This window comes from bacterium, from assembly GCA_019637795.1.
Classification (GTDB): Bacteria; Desulfobacterota; Binatia; order HRBIN30; family CADEER01; genus JAHBUY01.
This window is the reverse complement of sequence record JAHBUY010000001.1, coordinates 455,954-472,949: the sequence shown is the minus strand read 5'-3', so window position 1 is coordinate 472,949 and position 16,996 is coordinate 455,954. Positions and strand designations below refer to the sequence as shown.

The window sequence follows — 16,996 nt, the reverse complement described above, 5'->3', positions numbered from 1 at the left end:
CGAGTTGCCAATGTTCAATGTTCTGCAAATCAACTTCGCGGCACACGAGGTCATGACGAGGGATGCCGAGGCACCGCGCCGGGTCCCCGACCACTGATTTCCAGACACCAGGGGCGGCGAGCAACGTCAGGGCACCCACCCCGGCGCACTTGAAAACCGGCAGCCCGCAAGGGAAGGGCTCGGGGGTTCGAATCCCTCCCCCTCCGTTCCTGAACCGCTGGGCGGCTCGTCATGCGGCGTCGAGCCAGCGGCGCGATTGACCGCCCGGAGCCGAGCAGTCGAGCAGCCTGCACCCGTTGGCTCCCCTTGATGGGTTCACCCTACGGGTGTACCGTCGCGCCCGATGATCCGCCGGGTCGAGATCACCAGGGTTGCGGAGAAACAGCTCCGCAAGTGTCCACGGCACATTGTGGACAATCTGATGATCTGGGTCGCGGCAGTCGAACGCGATGGTGTCGAACAGGTACGCAAGGTGCGGGGCTACCACGATGAGGCGCTCAAGGGAGACCGCGCGGGCCAGCGGTCGATCCGGCTGAGCCGTGCGTACCGAGCCATCTACGAGGTCAAGGAAGGCACGGCCAGGTTCGTTTCGATCGAAGAGGTGAGCAAGCACGACTACTGACGGGGTGTCCATGCGCAAGGGCAAGGAAATGAAGTCGGAGACAATGAAGCGGCTGGAGAAGATTTCGGGCGGCTCCCTGACCCTCGGCAGGGCCATCGAGTCCATCCGGAAGAGCGAGGACCTCTCGCAGGACGAGTGCGCCAAGAAGCTCGGCGTCTCGAAGTCGCATCTCTGCGACGTTGAGAAGGGGCGCAAGACCGTGAGTCCCGAGCGTGCGGCGAAGTGGGCGCGCACGCTCGGTTACCCCGAATCCGTGCTGGTGCGTCTCGCCATCCAGGGGGAACTGGACGCGGCCGGGTTGAGATACAGGGTCGAGATCGAGGCGGCGTGAGGGGCAACGAGTGGATCGGCCTTCACCCCTTCGCTCGACCTGCTGGACCGTATCGCCCGTGCCCTCGGCGGGCGATTGTCGGTGGGGTTCGAGGGGATCGACACGCGCGCGGCGTAGCCCGATCGTTGCAAATACTCTGCAAATCAGCGCCGCGGCACACGGCGTGATGTCGAGGGACACTGAGGCGCGGCGTCGGGTCACTGGCCACGAATTGCCGGACACCGAGGGAGGGCGAGGCACGCCAGGGCACCCATCCCGGCGCACTTGAAAACCGGCAGCCCGCAAGGGCTCTGGGGTTCGAATGCCTTCCCCTCCGCTTCCTCTCGGCTGGTGTCGGCAGAGCGCTCGACGCGCGACGCCGAATCAGGCGGACGCCTTCAGTAGGGCCTGGTTGATGATCGTCTGATACCCGAGCCCGCGCTTCTTGGCTTCGCGCTTGGCCCAGGCGAGGACGCGTGGATCGAGTCGGATTGATACCGGGGTGTACTTGTCGTCGCCCTTGGGGGGACGCCCGCGCCGCGGCCGCGTCGTGCCCAGCTTGGTTTCGATGGCCTTGCGTGCGGCCTCGACTTCGCGGGCGGTTCGTCGCCGGGCCTTCTCAAACGGAAATTCCTCGAGCTTCTTCATAGCGCTTCCGCTCCCGCCGGCTGGCACGCCGCGCACTGATGATACGAAACACCTCGCCCGCGTCCCGGGTTGTGTAGACGACGACGAGGGCGGCAACATCCGCGGCCCCGATCAGCCATGTGCGCTCCTCATCCGGCGTCGAGTGGCGCGTATCGACCGCCACCAGGGCAAATGGATCATCGAATGCTGTAATCGCTTCCTCGAAGCTGACGCCGTGCTTCGCGCGGTTCGCCCAGGCCTTCCGACCATCCCACTCGAACCGCACTTTCGGTAAATACCGAAATTCAGCCGGTCTGTCCACGGTCTGCGAGGGGATCGGCCAATACTCTGCAAATCAACGCCGCGGCACCAATCGGTACAACATGGGACGGGCCGATATGAAACCGGGCGCGCAGGCCCGATGTTCCGGACACCAAGGCACGCCGAGGGGCGCTGCAACACCCACCCCGGCGCACTTGAGAACCGGCAGCCCGCAAGGGCTCGGGGGTTCGAATCCCTCCCCCTCCGTCGTTTCTTTAGAGGAACGCATACCCCCTCCGCTGGCGGTGCGGTCATGCTCGTGTGGACTGGCTGGGCGGGACCACCCTCTGGCTTGTTCATTGTGACGCGGGCGAGCGATCTGGCCACTGGAAGTTCAGAGGTCGAAACCGTGAAGGCCGGTGCCGAGAAACTCACCCCTGAGGAGCTCATCCTCGCCGCGCTCTCTCCCGAGCAGCGGTTGGAGCCGGCCTTTCGCGTGGCGCGCGAAGCGTTTCGGGGCACCACTCTGACGGTCGACGACGTCGAGGAGGCAGTCCGCACGGTGCGGAGGAAGCGTGTCGCGACGCGTGGGACGAAGGCCACGCGTCGTCGTTGATACCGGCGTCGTCGTCTCCGCCTTCGCGTTTGGCGGAGTACCGCAGCGGGCCCTGGAAGAGGTGCCGCGATCGGCCGAGGTGTGCGTCGCGCCCGAACCGATGGCGGCGTATCGCACGGTTCCTCAGGCGCTGCTCGCGGCGCGCAAGATCACTGCCGAGCAGTTCAGAAGCCTGGTGGCTGGTATCACCGCGTTCGTATCCGAAGCTCGCATGCTGGTCCCGGCAGGTTGCCAGAGGTCGGTTGCCGCATTCCGGAAATCTGGCGAGAGTCTGGCCAGAATGCGCCATTTGATCGTCCTGGCCCCCGAGGCAGTGGAGGATCTCGAGGCGCTGAGAGCCGCCGATCGAGCAGCGGTTCGGGACGCTCTGGAGCGATGGCTGCGCCATGAACCAACGAAGACCAGCCGAAGCCGGATCAAGAGGCTGCGGGGCATGCGTCGCCCGCAGTACCGTCTCCGCGTGGAGGATGTCCGAATCTTCTGCGACGTGGTCGAGCAACGCGTCGAAGTGCTGGCGGTCGTGGCGAAGTCGCACGCGGCCGCCTGGCTCGAGCGCCACGGCGAACCGGGTCCTCAGGCGTCCGGAGAATGAAGGAAAGGATGCGCGATGAAGGAAGTCCCGTTGTCGGAAGTGAAAGACGACCTGTCTCGCTACCTGCGCCAGGCGGCGAAGGAAGAGATCGTGATCACGCGCCATGGCAAGGCGGCCGGCGTCCTGATCGGTTTTGACTCCGAGGATGAGTGGTTCGATTACCGGCTGGAGAACGATCCGCCCTTTTTCGATCGCATCGCTGCGGCGCGGGGCAGCCTGCGCGCCGGCAAGGGAGTCCGCTTGGAGGATCTCGACGATGTGGGAGCGGCCGGTGAAGAGGAGGCGTCGGCTGGCAGAAGGAAGCAGGCCCCGGCCAGGCGTGCGCCGTCAGGCCGCGCGCGCACCCGGTGAGGGGCGAGCCGTTTCCGCTGTCCGATTCCGCAAATACCCTGCAAATCAACGCGGCGGGCCGTAGCGGCGCCGCGCGGCACGCCAGGGCACCACGCCGGGCCGTGGGGCCCTGGTTTTGCGGACACGGAGCTATCGCACGGCACGCCACAACACCCACCCCGGCGCAGTTGAAAACCGGCATCCCGCAAGGGCTCGGGGCTCCGCTTCTCGACTCCATATCCCTGATGAGGTCGTGTGCATCCCTGGGCAGGCGGTCCTTCGCCAGCCTGGTTGCCGGGATCCGTTTGCCGGATCTCGACGCTATGGGCGCAGCAGGAAAGGCGTCGGCTGGCGGCAGGAAGCCGCCGCGCCCAGGCTTGTGCCGTCGGGCTGCGCGCTCCTGCCGAGGGCGCGCGCGTCTCGGTCCGAATCTGCGAATCGTCTGCACGGCAACCCGGCGGGCCGCAGTGGAGGAGCGCGGCATGTCGGGAGAGCGCCTTACGCGAGTTCCTGGAACAGGCCGACGCCTTCGGCAGCGCCTGGTTGATGATCGTCCGATATCCGATCCCGCGCGTCTTCGCTTCGCGCTCACGCCCTTGGGTCCGCTTCACTCTCTGGAGTGCCCCGGGGGCTGGTATGCGTGCCCCCTCCGCCAAGACCGCGGCGCGATCGCCTGGCTCGTCGGCGTCCCGAGTTGGCATGTTCGTCGCGCTGTGAAAGTGTGGACGTTCATGCGGACGACTCTCATCGGTGCATTGCGTCGCCATGCCTGCGCGGCGCTCGCCTGCTGCGCGCTGCTCGTGTCCTCGCGGGTGATTGCCGCGTCCTGCGCCGGCGACTGCAGTGCGGACGGCACCGTCGCCATCAATGAGCTGATCAGCCTGGTGAACGTCGCCCTCGGCACGGCGGACCTGGCGACGTGCGCGGTCGGCGATACGAACGGCGATGGCGCGGTGACGATCAACGAGCTGATCGCGGCCGTGAACAACGCGCTCGTGGGCTGCCCCGCGGCGTCGGGCGATCCCGCGGCGGTCGCCCTCGTGACCGCGCGCGCGTTGGCGCCGCTGCCGGGGCTCTCGGACCTCGTCGCCGGGGCGCTCGACAGCATCGGTCGCTCGCAGGAGTGCGAGCTGGGCGGCACCCTGGATAGCGCCTGCGAGGACACGGGGACGGGCACCTTCGTCACCTCCGCGACCGCCGATCACTGCGCCATCGCCACCGTCGACGGCGTGGTCGAGTCGACCGGCAGCGCCGAGATCACCGCGCCCGGCCAGTGCCCCGACCAGCTTCTGCCGTTCAACGTCGCCATCGACTTCGCCCTCGACGCCTCGCTCCAATCCTCCGACCGGGTGCCGCTGCTGGCTTCCCGCGTCGACGCGCTGGTGACGTTGCGGAACCTCACGCTCGGCGACCCGCCGTGCCAGATCAAGGGCGGGGTCGTCACCATCAACGGACCGATCACCTACACCGGCGCGCAGGGCCGCACGGTGCGAGCGCAGTTCGACGCGACGCAGGTGACGGTCGAATTCCACGGCTTCCAGGGCACCTGTGATCCGATCACCGTGGTCGCGATCGCCGACGGTCCCGTCCGCATCGACGACACCCATGGCGACGGGCCGTTCGGTTTCGCCGCAACGCTGCACCAGATGACGGTGACGCAACACCGCGACAGCGGCACGATCGAGATCGACGGCGCGATGGACGCCGACTGCCTGGGCGAGCGCATCGCGCTGCACAGCGAGCAGCCGCTCGCGTATCCGCTCGGCCAGCCGTGCTTCACCGGCGGCATCCTGCACATCGGCCTTCCCGCCGGCAGCGTGCAGGCGACGTTCGGCCCCGACGGCGGCGTGCGGCTCGACCGCGCTGGCGACGTCACCACCTACGCCTCCTGCCTCGATCTGCCGCGGGACGTCTGCGAGTAGCGGCGCGCGGCGCCGCGAGGGTTCCGGAGGCGCGCCAGGCAGCCGCCGGCGCGCAGGGATGCCGAGCGCCCTCAGCGCCGGCGCCGGGCGCCGCACAGGGCGGCCAGCGCCAGGGCGAACAGCACGGGCACCGCATCCGCCGCCCCGCGACGCCCGCGGCCGATCGCGCAGCCGCCGCCGTCGTTTCGCCGCGTCGGCGTGACCGTGTCCCGCGCCGTCGCGGTGGCCGGGCGGGTCGGCGTCGCGGTCAGCGTCCCCGTCGCCGTGCGCGTCGCCATCGCCGTCGGCGTCGCCGGTACCGTCGCGCCGGCAGGTGGCGACGGCGTCCGCGTCACCGTGGGAAACGCCGTCGGCGACGGCGACGCGGAGCCGCGGCAGGCGTCGCCGACCCCGGAGCCGGTGCTGTCGAGCTGGTCGACGTTGCTGAGGAACGGGCAGTTGTCGTACGGATCGGGGATCTCGTCGCCGTCGCTGTCGGCCGCGGCGGCGACGATGGCGGCGTTGCGGCAGAGCGCGCCGGCGGCGCAGTCGGCGTCGGTCCGGCAGGTGCCGTACCGGCGCTGGCAGGTGCGGCGGCCGGAGGCGGCGTCGGCGACGTCGCAGCTCAGCCCCGCCGCGCACGCGCTGCCGCCGCGGCTGCACGCGGTGCCGAGATCCTCGACGCAGCGGCCCGAGCCGACGAACAACTGGCCGTCGTCGGCGGAGCGGTCGGTGAACGGGGCCAGCAGGCGCTGCAACGACGTGCCGCCGTCGCTGCAGTGCGCCGGCGCAGAGCAGTCGGCATCGCTGGCGCACGGTCCCTGTTGGACGCGACAGCGGCCCCGGCCGAATCGCGTCGGCTCGCAGAACGCGCCGCTCGGGCAGCCGTGGTTGGCGATGGCGGGATCGAGGAAGTCGCAGGTCGTGCCGAGATCGACGAGGCAGCCGCCGGGCGGCAGGTAGCACTCGCCGCCGCTGCCGCACGCGTCGGCGGCGACGCAGGGCTCGCCGGTGGTGGTGCAGACGCCGGTGGCGATCGCCCCCAGCACCGTGACCGCGCCGTTGCTGCCGCCGCTGCCGACCGCTGCCGCGCCCGCGGTCGCCGCCGCGTGCGCCGCGCGCGCGGCGCGGACGTTGAAGCTCTGCAGCACGAGACCGAGCTTGCCGTCCTGGTTCAGATCCCGGTCGCCCTGCTGTCGCTCGTCGGTGAGGAACGTGACCGTCTCGTTCGACACCTGGAAGGCGTGCCGCGGCTTGCAGGCCGCCATCGCGCAGGGCGTCACCGCCTGGCCGGTCTCCATCACCTCGTCCGCCGCGAGGTCGTACACCTCGAGCACGCCGTCGAGGCAGTCGTGATCGTCGTTCGGATCGCACGCGCTGCTGTAGCCCTGCCCCCGCGATCCCTCGCGCTGGCTGAAGGCCAGCAGCGAGGTGCCGAGGACGAAGTCGTCCGCCGCCTGCGCGAACGCGCCCTCGAGGCCGGCGCGCATCGCCCGCTGCTCGGCGTCGTAGACGCGCAGGACGCGGTCATGGGCGTCGAAATCCTGCCGTCTGGTGAGCCCGTTCGGCCAGTACTCGCCCTCGGTGAAGGCGACGATGTGACCGGCGACCTGCACGTCCGCGGCGTCGCGGTCGACGTGCGCCCACTGCCCCGGCGCGTCGCCGATGCGGTACACGTTGAGCGAGGTGTACGGCCCGTCCTGCGGCACCGCGGAGGGGCGCGGTCGATCGGTGACCACCGCCACGACGCTGTCCGAGGCGGCGATCTCCCTGCCGTCCTGACGCAGGTTCTCGGCGGCCGCGCCGGGCCGCCAGAAGAACGCCACCGTGTCGTCGAGGTCGCCGTCGCCATTGAGGTCGATCCCGTGGCGGCATGCCCGCGCGCCGCCGTCGCATTCCGGGCTGAGGAAGGCGACGCCGTCGCCGGCGGCGGCCGCGGCGCTGGCGCGGCCGATGGTGGTCACGGTGCGCGACTGCGGATCGAAGGCGCGCAGGACCGTGTCGTCGAGGTCGCCGTCGCCGTCGAGATCGAGCGCCGGGTCGGCGGCCAGCGCCGCCGGGTCCGGTTCGGATACGAAGATGTCGCCGCAGTTGATGGGGCGTCCGCCGCGCGCGCAGGTGCGGTTGTCGTCGCCGGCGACCAGGTTGCCGGCCTCGCTGCGGAACGCGACGGTCAGGCCGTCGGCCGACATCGCCGGGCTGCTCGAGGGGCCATCCGGCGCGGCGCCGCCGAGGCCGGCGCTCACGCGCTGGGTGAAACCGGTGAAGCGATCGTGCAGGTACACGTTCGCGCACGTCTCGCTCGCCCGACCGTCGCCGTCGGCGTCGCACAGCGTGCTGCCGGGGGCCAGATTGGTCGCGGTGCTGGTGAAGGCGAGGTAGCGGCCGTCGGCCGAGAGCGCGAGGACGCGGTCGAACGACGGACCGTCGGCCTGCGCGCGGTCGGAGGCGACCGACACGCGCGTCGTCGTCCGCGCGCGCCGGTCGCGCAGGAAGACATCGGCGGTGCCGTTGGTGTCGCCCGGCACCAGGTTCGAGGCCACGCTGATGAACCCCACGAACCGGCCGTCCCACGAGATCGCCGGGGCCGACGACTGCTGGTTCGCCTGCCGCCCATCGCTGTCGAGGCTGACCCGCTCGAAACCCGTGCGCCGGTAGTCTTCCCGGTCACCGTTGCGCACGCGCAGCGGCCAGTACAGCGGCGAGTAGACGAAGATGTCGGCGCAGCGGGTATTGCCGCCGGCGTTGAGGCAGAAGTCGTTGGTGTCGTCGTCGACCAGATTGTCGGCTGGCGAGGAGAAGACGACGTCGCCATTGGGCGCGATCGGGGCGAGCTGGCGGAGCGAGTCGGTGTTCGCCAGCACGCCCCCGCTCTCCACGGCATCGCTGGCGAGGACGGTATCGGTGTCGGGGTCCCAGTGCTGCCACATGTTGCGCAGCTTGCCGGCGCCATCGACGTGCAGGTTGCGCGACGCGGTCAGGAACGTGAGCAGTTGCGCATCGGGCGTCAGGGACGGAAACAGGCTGTCCTTCTCGCCGGGCTGGCGGCCGCGCACGTCGGTGCTGACGATCGCCGTCGAGACGCCGTCGCTTTCGTCGAACACGCCGTTGCCGTCGGCGTCGCGGTCGGTGATCCAGACCTGCTTCCGCCCCAGCTCGTCCGGCGCGGCGACGGCGACGTAGCGGCCGTCGCCGGAGAGGGCGGGCGACTCGGCGGCGGCGCCGGGCGGCACGCGCACCCCTGGCCAGCCGCCGTCGTGGCGCGGGTCGCGCAGCGGCAGCGCCGTCGTCACGCCGCTGTCGAGCTCGTGCACGAACACGCCGTGGGCGTCGAGGCCGGGCGCCAGGTTGGTGGCGGCGCTCTCGAATGCGACCTGGCGGCCGTCGGCGGAGATCGCCGGGGCGGCCGACGCGGCGTCGGCTTCCGCGCCGTCGCTGGCGACGCTCACCCGCCGGATGCGGCGCGGCGCCGCCGACGCTTCCGCGGTGCGGAAGATCACCTGGCCGCCGATGATCGCCAGGCTGTCGCCGTCGATCACCGGCGCCGCGTCGGCGGTCAGCACCCGCCCCTCGGTGAGCTCGACGATGCCATTGGGGGTGCGCTGGAAGACCCGCAGGATGGTATCGACCGCGTCGCCATCGCCGTTGAGATCCGCCTCGCCGGCGAGCGGCTCGGGTTCGAGGAAGGCGACGAGGTCGTCGGCGACGACCACCGCGGGGAAGCTGAGCGGCGGCGTGTCGATGCGCGCGACGGCGCGGCCGGGGGCGCCGTCGCGGCCGATGGCCAGGCGCGCGCCCGACACCCGATCGGTGAGCAGCAGCACGTCGTCGGTCTGGTCGCCGTCGCCGTCGAGGTCCTCCTTGGCGAACGCCTCCGGGATGACCGACACCAGCATGGTGTCCGATTCGAACAGGCCGTCGAGGCCGACCGGATTCTGCGCCCGCAGCGTGAACCCGGCGCAGTGATCGCCGGCGGCGCAGTCGCCGTCGCCGCCGCACGCGGTGCCGGACCGCGCGCAGGCGCCGGCGCCGGTGCGCGCCACCGTGACCGGACCGACGCCGGCGGTCAGGCGGGTGCGGAAATCGAAGAGGGCGGCGCCGCACTCGCCCTCCGGGCATTCGCCGTCGCCGGCGCAGGGCTCGCCGGCGCGCGAGCCGCCGTTGCAGGTCGCGGGCCGGCACCGGCCGGCGGGGCAGTCGCCGCCGTTGTAGCAGGGGAGCCCGTCGTTGGCGCCGCCGGCGCAGGCGTGGAAGGTGACGCTGCGGCGATCGACGCGCACCACGCCGCGGTCGGCGTCGGCGGTGCCGAAGAGCGTCACGCCGTCCGGCGCGGTGGGGTCGCGCTGCGGCAGGAACAGCGGCGGCAACACGCTGCCCTCGGGCGAATAGGCGTGCAGGAAGCCGCGGTTCGGCACCCGGACGAGGTCGGGTCGATCGGGGAAGGCGCGGACCGCCACGGTGGCGCGCACCAGGCGCGCCAGGTCGACCTTCTCCGGCGGCAGCACGTCGCTCCAGTGGATCGGCGCCAGCACGTTGCCATCGGCGTCGATGGTGAAGCGCAGCTCGTCCGCGGCGCCGCTGCAGCCGCGCCCGTCGCTGCACAGGGCGCCGTACTCGTTCGCCGCCGGCAGGGCGGTGAAGTGGGAGAACAGCTCGTGCGGCGTCCGGTCGCAGGTGTCGTTGACGCTGTAGAGCTCGTCGATGCAGGCGAGCGCGCCGGCCTGCTCGCGGCAGGGCTGCGCCGCCAGCGCGCACGGCAGCTCGTCGTCCGCGCCGGTGATCGCGACCGCCGCCGCTCCGGTGAAGCCGCGGCCGTCGCCGGCCGGCGGCAGCAGCGCGTCGGTGTCCGGCACGCGCACGTCGAGCCGCCCGTCGCGCAGCGCCAGGTCGACGCCGCCCTCGGGCATGCTGGTGCGCGCCGGCACGCAGACCGCGCCGGCGACGTCGCCGCGCCCGCGGCAGCGCGCCAGGCGCTCCGCCAGCGCCCCGCAGTCGGCCGCCAGCGCCACCACGTTGCGCGGCCCCGCCGGCGGCGTGAACACGAAGGTCGCCACCAGGGCGCCGGGGTCGGTCCCGAAGGCGCTCGCGTCACCGTCGCACGACGCGCTCAGTCGCAGCGTCAGCACGTCCCCCGGCCCGGCGAACGGCCGGTCGATGGTCCCGCGGGCGCCGCGGAAGGTGTTGCTGACGCCGGGGATGACGTTGCAGGTCGCCCGCGCCGCCCCCCGCGCCCCGACCAGCATCACCAGCGCCGTCAGCGCGTGCCGCGCGAGAACCAGCGGCGAAATGCGAGCGGGGTTCACGACGTCTTTGCATCGTCGATCGTCGATGGTTTTGCAACGTGTTGGACGACGCGATCCGCGGTGAAGATCTCGCCCGCACCCTGCTCGCGATGGCGCCGCGCGCCGCGCGCAATCAGCCGCGACCGTCCTTGCCGCGCCGCGAATCGGGCGTTGCCGCCGTGGGACGATCCGGGTATCGAGACCGGTATGAAATCGAGTACCAAGTCGAGCGTGACCCTTCCCCGACCCGAGCTGGAGCTGGTGCAGGCGCTCAAGTCGCGCCTCAAGCTGAAGAGCAACGTGGAGGTGATCCGTCGCGGGTTGCGGCTCCTGCAGGAGACGACCGAGCGCCGCGCGCTCCGGGAGGCGTACCGCGAGGCGTCCCGCGCCACGCGGTGGTCGAGCCGGGAGGCGACCGACGACCTGGACCACCTGTCGGACGAGGGGCTCGATTGAGCGCGTCGATCGCGCATGGGGCCCTGTATCTGGCCGATCTGCGGCCGACACGGGGTACGGAGGCTGGAAACTGCGGCCCGTGCTGGTGATCCAGACCGATCTGCTGAACGGCGTCGGGCATCCCTCGACCTGGGTCCTGCCTTGCACGACCCGGCTCTCCGGGCAGAACCTGCTTCGCGTCGTGCTCCCCAAGCGCATGGCGGGAAACGCCGCCGAGTGCGAGATCATGATCGATCAGAGCCGGGCGATCGACAATCGCCGCCTGCGCCGGCGGTTGGGGACGTTGCCACCCAGCATCCTGCGCGAGGTGAAGGAGAAGCTCCGCCGTCTCGGCGAGCTCTGAACGGCTCGCGGTCGCGCGGGACGCTGACGTCGACGCCCGACGGGCCGCGCCCGGAGGGCGGCCCGTCAGCGCCGCTCTTCCCCGCGCCGCATCAGCGCCGCGACGTCTCCAGGCCGCGCTGAGGCGACCCGATCAGCGGCGCTGACACGCCGCGCGCCCACGCGGCCGCGCGGCCGCCGCTGTGCGGCAACTGCGCAGCGCGCCCGTGGCGCCGTGCAGCGGCTGCGCAGCGGGGGGCGTCCCCGCCGTGCGCGGATGCCCGCGCCCTCGCTGGTACGCCGGTTGCGATGGTCCGCCGATCGGATGACCCAGCCCGCCACGACAGTGCCGTGCGCGCCGCCGACGGCCGGCGGCGCAGCCACCGCCGAGGCGCCGAGCGCGGCGCTGGCCGCGCTGCTCGACGCGCTGCCGCGGGCCCTGCTGCTGGTCGACGCCGACGCCGGCGTGCGCTTCGCGAACGCCGCCGCCGGCGACCTGCTGCGGCGCGGCGGCGCGCTGCGCGTCTCGGGGCACCGCCTGCTCGCCGCCGGCGCCGCCGACACCCAGCGCCTGCGACACGCCGTGGCCGCGGCGCACGGGCAGGCCCAGCGCCGCACCCTGCTCGCCCTGCGCGGGGCGGGCGCCGAGGTGCTCACCCTCCTGCTCTGGAGCGTCGCGGCGCCGGCGGAGGCGCTGGTGGCCGTGTTCGCCGCCGACCACGGACCCGCCGTGCTCAACCTCGCTCTGCTGCGCCGCCTCCACGGCCTGACGCCGGCCGAGGCGCGCATCGCCGCCCGGCTCGCCGCCGGCGGCACCCTCGACGACATCGCCGCCGAGCTGCGGGTCCGCCGCTCGACCGTCCGCACCCACCTGCAGCGCGTGCTCGCCAAGACCGGCGCCGCGCGCCAGTCGGAACTGGCCCGCCTGCTCTTGAGCGGCGCCGCCGCCCTGCGCCTGCCGCCGGGCGAGATCCACCAGGCATGACGGCAGCGGCGGTCGCTGGGGAATGGCGTGCCCTCCACCATTTGCATGACGACAGCGATGGCCGGCCGGGGCATAGCAGCCGGCGCCCGGGGGGAGCCCATCAGCGGCCCGCCGCCGCGGCGCGGCCGTTTCGGACCGATGACGCAACGCACGATACGAGGGACACGTCGCCGAGTGATCGACGCCCACGAGCGCGAGGCACGCACCCACCGAACGAAGGGGAAGGATGTCGTATGCGAGTCGTGACGCTCAGAGGGGTCCGTGAGCTGCTGCTTGTGCTCGTCGCGTGCGTCGGAGCGACGACTGTGCGCGTGAACACGGTCTCCGCGGCGCCGGTGCTGGCGCTCCGAGAGATCGAGGCGGGCTACGGCGGAGACGGCATCATCGTCACGCCCGACGGACAGTTCGTGTATACGAACCAGGGTCCAGGTCCGACGAGCGCCATCGCGGCGTTCAGTCGCAACGGTACGACCGGCAGTCTGACGTTCATCGAGCAGCACACGGGCCTGGGCGCGAACTGGTGGCGCGGGAGTGCAAGTCCGGATGGCCGTCACTTGTACTTGGGCGCCAGCGGCGGCAGCGGTGACGGGCGCGTGATCGTCTACGCCATCGATCCGGTCACTGGGCAACTGACGCATCTGCAAGACGTGATCGACGGTGTGCCGCCAAACACCGGACTCGCACGCACCACCGACGTCGCTGTGAGCCCGGATGGCAAGTTCGTGTACTCCGCCGCGGCCGGCGATCTACACGACGCGCATCAGCCCTCCTCCCTGGCGGCGTTCGTCCGCGACGACGACCCGATGAGCCCGGACTTCGGCACGTTGTCGTTCCTCGGCGCGGAGTTCTCGCCCCCGTCCACGAGCGGCAGTTGGTACGCGCGCGCCATCATGAGCCCCGACGGCAACACCATTTACGTCACCGCGTACGAAGACAGCGCGGTCAGCGTCTTCAACCGCGATCCGCTCTCCGGACTCGTGACGTACGCCGGCCGCGTCAAGCAGGGCGAGAACGGTGTGGTGGGGTTCTATCGTCCCGCCGGCATGGCACTCAGCCCCAACGGTCTTTTCTTCACCGTCGCGAGTTGGGGTGATGGGGTGATCACGACGCTCAAGCGCAACGTGCTGACCGGCGACCTCTCCTTCTCCGAGGTCGAGCCGCTGGTCGGCGGTTATGCCCAACCCGCGGAGTTGATGATGGGCGTCGGCGCGACGCGCCTGTTTGGCGTCACCTGGGATCGCTTCGTATCCGTGTTCCTGGTCGACCCGGTGCACGGTGGCCTGACCCGCCATGAGCAACACCGGGGCGGCATCGGCGGAGATCCGGGCCTGGAGAACCTGATTGGCACTGTCGCGCCGGCGGTCAGTCCCGACGGGAGGAACCTGTACGTCACGATGACCACACCACCCGCGATCGCGGTGTTCGAAATCACGTGCGGCAACGGTGTGCTCGATGCCGGTGAGGCGTGTGACGACGGCAACTCGTTGGCGGGAGACGGATGCTCGTCAGATTGTGAAGTGGAGGAATGCTGGAACTGCAGCGGCGCCGGCGTGGACACGTGCGCGCCGCAGATGTCCGGCGTCGCCTGCGCGAGTGATGGCAATCCCTGCCGCGATGACGTCTGTGATGGCACCGGGACCTGTACGCATCCAGCGGCCGCCGACGGGATCGCGTGCGACGATCACGTCGCGTGCACGACCGGCGATGAATGCCGCGGCGGCGAGTGCCGCGGCACCGCTCCCACGTGCGGCGACGGAACGCTGACGCCGGGTTGCGAACAGTGTGACGACGGCAATCTCCTCGACGGCGACGGCTGCGCCGCCGACTGCTCGCTGTTCGAGAAGACGGTCTCGGCCACGCTCGATTCCTACGGGACGCTGAGCACCGATACCGAGAGTGACGGCGCGACGCCGGCGAGTCCGATCGAGCTCGCGATCACCACCCCCAACGCCGGCTTCGTGTCCATCCATCTGAGCGGGGGACAACCGCTGCCGGGTGATACGAGTCTCGGATTCTTCGGCACCCGCATCGACGTCGAAGCGCCAGAGAACATCGCCGCTGGCGATGGCGCCACGTCGGGCGTCACGCCCGAGTCCAGACCGCTTGTCTTCGTGTACACCGTCGACGCATCGATCCTCCCCGCGGGAGTGGACGCGGCGACCATCCAGATCCCTCGTAACGGCGTCCCGGCACCCCCCTGCAACGACTCCTCCGGTGCGGCGGTTCCCGACCCGTGCGTCTCCGAACGCGTCGATCTGCCTGACGGTGACGTTCAGGTCACGGTCCTCTCTACGCATGCGAGCAAGTGGAACGTGGCCGCAGTGGTCACGCCATCCGTGACGTCGCCCACGCCCACTCCCACCCCGCAATTGACCGTGACGCGCACCCCGGCGCCGCAGCGTACGTGTGCTGCGAGCCCGATCGGCGGATGCCAGCCGGCTGCCAGGAGCAAGCTGGCGATCCATAACGACGCCGACGATCGCAAGGACAAGCTGCTCGTGAAGCTCGACGCGGGGGTCGCGCCAACACTCCCGGCAGCGTTCGGTCAGCCGACGCAGTCGACCGCCTATGCGCTCTGCCTATACGACGATACCGGGTTGAAAGGCGTGGCGACGATTCCGCCCGGGCCGCCGTGGACTTCGACCAGCAACCTGTACAGATATGTCGACCCCAACGGCGTCAACGCTGGCGTGCGAAAGGCGATGCTGAAGCGAACGCACGGTGGCACGAAGCTCTTCGTGAAAGCCCAAGGAACGAACCAGCCCGACGTCATCGATGTGCCGATGAGCGGCACGGTCACAGTTCAAGTGGTCAACTCCGACGACTCGTGCTGGCAGAGCACGTTCACGGCCGCGGCCGCGAACAGCGAGGCGAGCTACAAGGCAAGCTATTGAAGGTCGCGCGAGCGCGATATCGACGCTGCGGCGCGGCGCTCAACATCGCCAACGCGCAAGCGCCGCGCCGCGCGGCGGCGAGCAACGTCGGGAGGCCGCCAGCTCGGCGAGGCGTCGCGCCTTCGCGTTGAGGTTCGTCGTCATTCGCAGCGGCAGGCGCAGCGTGACGGTGGTGCCCTCGCCGACGGCGCTCGCGATGTCGATCGACCCGCCGTGGCTCGCCACGGCGCCGAAGGCGATGCTGAGGCCGAGGCCGGTGCCGCGGCCGATGGGCTTGGTGGTGAAGAAGGGCTCGAAGGCGCGGGCGCGGGTGGCTTCGTCCATGCCGGCGCCGTTGTCGCGCACGGTCACCTCGATGCGGCGGGCGTCGGCCTCGCCGGCGGCGCGCACGGAGATGGTCAGGGTCGGATCGGCGACGCCCTCGAGCGCGTCGAGGGCGAGCGGCACCACGATCTGGGACTGGCTGGTGCACCTCAACGCCGGCGCCGGGTTCGCCGGCCACACCGATTGGCGCATCCCCACCATCGAGGAGCTGCAGGGCCTCGTCGCGCCCGCGGCCGGCCCGCCCATGGTGGATCCCGCGTTCCAGGGCGCCAGTTGCGGGGCCGCGTGCTCAGACCTCGCGAATGCCGCGTGTAGCTGCACGGCCGCGACGTTCCACTATGCGGCGACCACGCGTCTCGATACCGGCCGGCAGTGGATCGAGCACTTCGGCAACGGCCGGACCGAGAGCCTCTCCAACGCGAATCCGTGGCCGGTCCGCGCCGTCCGCGGCGGCTCCCGATCGCGGTCGCCGTCCCCCGGGGCGCTCGTCCCCGGGGGACAGGCGCGGCCGGCTCGTGCTACGCTGCGCACATGGCCGCCGGCGCTGCCTCACTGACGCCCGAGCACCCGTTCATCAGCGCCGTCCTGGCGGCCATGAAGGCCACCTATGGCGAGCGGCTGCGCAGCGTGGCGCTGTTCGGGTCGGTGGCGCGGCGGACCGCGCGACCGGGTTCGGACGTCGATCTCTTCCTCGTCGTTGCGGACCTGCCGCGCGGCCGGCGGGCGCGTCTGCAGAGCTTCGATCCGGTCGAGGCGCGGCTCGCCGACGCGATCGCCGAGCTGGCGCGCGGCGGCATCCACACCGAGCTCTCGCCGGTGCTGCGGACGCCGGAGGACATCCGCACCGCCAGCCCGCTGATGCTCGATCTGACCGAGGACGCGGTGATCCTCGAGGACCGCGACGGCATCCTGGCGGCGGCGCTCGACGACCTGCGCGCCCGCCTGCGGCGCAGCGGCGCCAGACGGATCTGGCGCGGAAGCGAGTGGTACTGGGATCTCAAGCCCGACTACAAGCGCGGCGAGATCATTCGCCTATGACCAGCCTCGCCCTGGCGCGCGCCCATTTCGACAAGGCGCGCCGGGGACTGCGCGCCCTCCGCACCCTGCTCGAGGACGAGGCCTATTCCGACGTCGTGCGCGAGGCGCAGGAGCTGGTGGAGCTGGCGCTCGAGGGCATGTTGCGGTTCGTCGGCATCGAGCCGCCGAAGCAGCACGACGTCGGGGCGCTGCTGCTGGAGCACGCAGGCCGCCTGCCGGCGGCCGTCGCGGCGGAAACCGAGCGCCTGGCGGCGATCTCGAAGCGGTTGCGCAGGGAACGAGAGCTCGCCTTCTACGGCGACGACGATTTCATTCCGACCGAGGAGTACCGGCGCGAGGACGCCGAGGCGGCGCTGGCGGACGCGACGTTCGTGGTCGGATTGATCGCTCGCTTCCCCGCCGACGAGTGAGGCACCCGGTGGAGGGCGCCGCCCATC

At 71.2% G+C, this 16,996-nt stretch carries 15 protein-coding genes and 1 pseudogene; 12 read left to right on the top strand and 4 right to left on the bottom strand.

Translation table 11 applies throughout. The features are described 5' to 3' along the window. Window positions 1–343 precede the first annotated feature (343 nt). Together KF840_02070 and KF840_02065 are read left to right on the top strand one after the other, a co-directional pair. Complete coding sequence (locus KF840_02070) at window positions 344–622, top strand: hypothetical protein (protein MBX3023675.1); 279 nt, start codon at window positions 344–346, stop codon at window positions 620–622. Window positions 623–650: 28 nt separating this feature from the next. Beyond that, complete coding sequence (locus KF840_02065; GenBank protein ID MBX3023674.1) at window positions 651–953, top strand: helix-turn-helix transcriptional regulator; 303 nt, start codon at window positions 651–653, stop codon at window positions 951–953. A 363-nt stretch (window positions 954–1,316) separates the two neighbouring features. Here the strand turns inward: KF840_02065 and KF840_02060 are convergent, their stop codons facing one another. Beyond that, window positions 1,317–1,580, bottom strand: a complete 264-nt coding sequence (locus KF840_02060) for a BrnA antitoxin family protein (GenBank protein MBX3023673.1) — start codon at window positions 1,578–1,580, stop codon at window positions 1,317–1,319. Further along, window positions 1,552–1,845 carry a BrnT family toxin gene (locus tag KF840_02055; protein ID MBX3023672.1) on the bottom strand — a complete coding sequence of 98 codons (294 nt, stop codon included), beginning with the start codon at window positions 1,843–1,845 and terminating at the stop codon, window positions 1,552–1,554. The genes KF840_02060 and KF840_02055 overlap by 29 nt, the downstream gene beginning before the upstream one ends. A 288-nt stretch (window positions 1,846–2,133) precedes the next feature. Between KF840_02055 and KF840_02050 the strand changes: the two genes are divergently transcribed. The 4 genes from KF840_02050 (at window position 2,134) to KF840_02035 (ending at window position 5,280) form a co-directional block, all read left to right on the top strand. Beyond that, the gene (locus KF840_02050; protein MBX3023671.1) at window positions 2,134–2,436 is read left to right on the top strand and encodes a hypothetical protein; all 303 of its coding nucleotides are present in this window, start codon (window positions 2,134–2,136) and stop codon (window positions 2,434–2,436) included. A gap of 280 nt (window positions 2,437–2,716) precedes the next feature. Further along, window positions 2,717–3,028: a type II toxin-antitoxin system RelE/ParE family toxin gene (locus tag KF840_02045; GenBank protein MBX3023670.1), complete on the top strand. Its 312-nt coding sequence runs from the start codon at window positions 2,717–2,719 to the stop codon at window positions 3,026–3,028. Window positions 3,029–3,043: 15 nt separating this feature from the next. Beyond that, window positions 3,044–3,379: a type II toxin-antitoxin system Phd/YefM family antitoxin gene (locus KF840_02040; protein MBX3023669.1), complete on the top strand. Its 336-nt coding sequence runs from the start codon at window positions 3,044–3,046 to the stop codon at window positions 3,377–3,379. A gap of 710 nt (window positions 3,380–4,089) precedes the next feature. After that, window positions 4,090–5,280 (top strand): hypothetical protein, encoded by a 1,191-nt coding sequence (locus KF840_02035; GenBank protein ID MBX3023668.1) that lies wholly within the window; start codon window positions 4,090–4,092, stop codon window positions 5,278–5,280. A gap of 71 nt (window positions 5,281–5,351) precedes the next feature. Here KF840_02035 and KF840_02030 read toward each other — a convergent pair whose 3' ends face one another. Next, complete coding sequence (locus KF840_02030; protein ID MBX3023667.1) at window positions 5,352–10,562, bottom strand: hypothetical protein; 5,211 nt, start codon at window positions 10,560–10,562, stop codon at window positions 5,352–5,354. Between the two features lie 89 nt (window positions 10,563–10,651). Here KF840_02030 and KF840_02025 point away from each other — a divergent pair. The 3 genes and pseudogenes from KF840_02025 (at window position 10,652) to KF840_02015 (ending at window position 15,197) form a co-directional block, all read left to right on the top strand. Further along, window positions 10,652–11,340 (top strand): annotated as a pseudogene (locus KF840_02025) (type II toxin-antitoxin system PemK/MazF family toxin). Window positions 11,341–11,643: 303 nt separating this feature from the next. Continuing rightward, window positions 11,644–12,303: a helix-turn-helix transcriptional regulator gene (locus KF840_02020; protein MBX3023666.1), complete on the top strand. Its 660-nt coding sequence runs from the start codon at window positions 11,644–11,646 to the stop codon at window positions 12,301–12,303. Window positions 12,304–12,536: 233 nt separating this feature from the next. Next, on the top strand, window positions 12,537–15,197 hold the full coding sequence (locus tag KF840_02015; protein MBX3023665.1) for a beta-propeller fold lactonase family protein: 2,661 nt from the start codon (window positions 12,537–12,539) through the stop codon (window positions 15,195–15,197). A gap of 39 nt (window positions 15,198–15,236) precedes the next feature. On the opposite strand, the gene KF840_02010 is transcribed toward KF840_02015, so the two are convergent. Next, a complete protein-coding gene (locus tag KF840_02010) occupies window positions 15,237–15,767 on the bottom strand; it encodes a hypothetical protein (GenBank protein MBX3023664.1) in 531 nt (176 codons plus the stop codon). Between KF840_02010 and KF840_02005 the strand changes: the two genes are divergently transcribed. The 3 genes from KF840_02005 to KF840_01995 are packed head-to-tail and all read left to right on the top strand — an operon-like array spanning window position 15,664 to window position 16,969. After that, entirely contained in the window at window positions 15,664–16,077 is a 414-nt protein-coding gene (locus KF840_02005; protein MBX3023663.1) for a DUF1566 domain-containing protein, read from the top strand. The genes KF840_02010 and KF840_02005 overlap by 104 nt on opposite strands. Then, window positions 16,053–16,559, top strand: coding sequence for a nucleotidyltransferase domain-containing protein (locus KF840_02000; protein MBX3023662.1), 507 nt, complete (start codon window positions 16,053–16,055; stop codon window positions 16,557–16,559). Before KF840_02005 ends, KF840_02000 begins: the two co-directional genes overlap by 25 nt. Next, window positions 16,556–16,969, top strand: coding sequence for a HEPN domain-containing protein (locus tag KF840_01995; protein MBX3023661.1), 414 nt, complete (start codon window positions 16,556–16,558; stop codon window positions 16,967–16,969). The genes KF840_02000 and KF840_01995 overlap by 4 nt, the downstream gene beginning before the upstream one ends. Window positions 16,970–16,996: the final 27 nt, after the last annotated feature.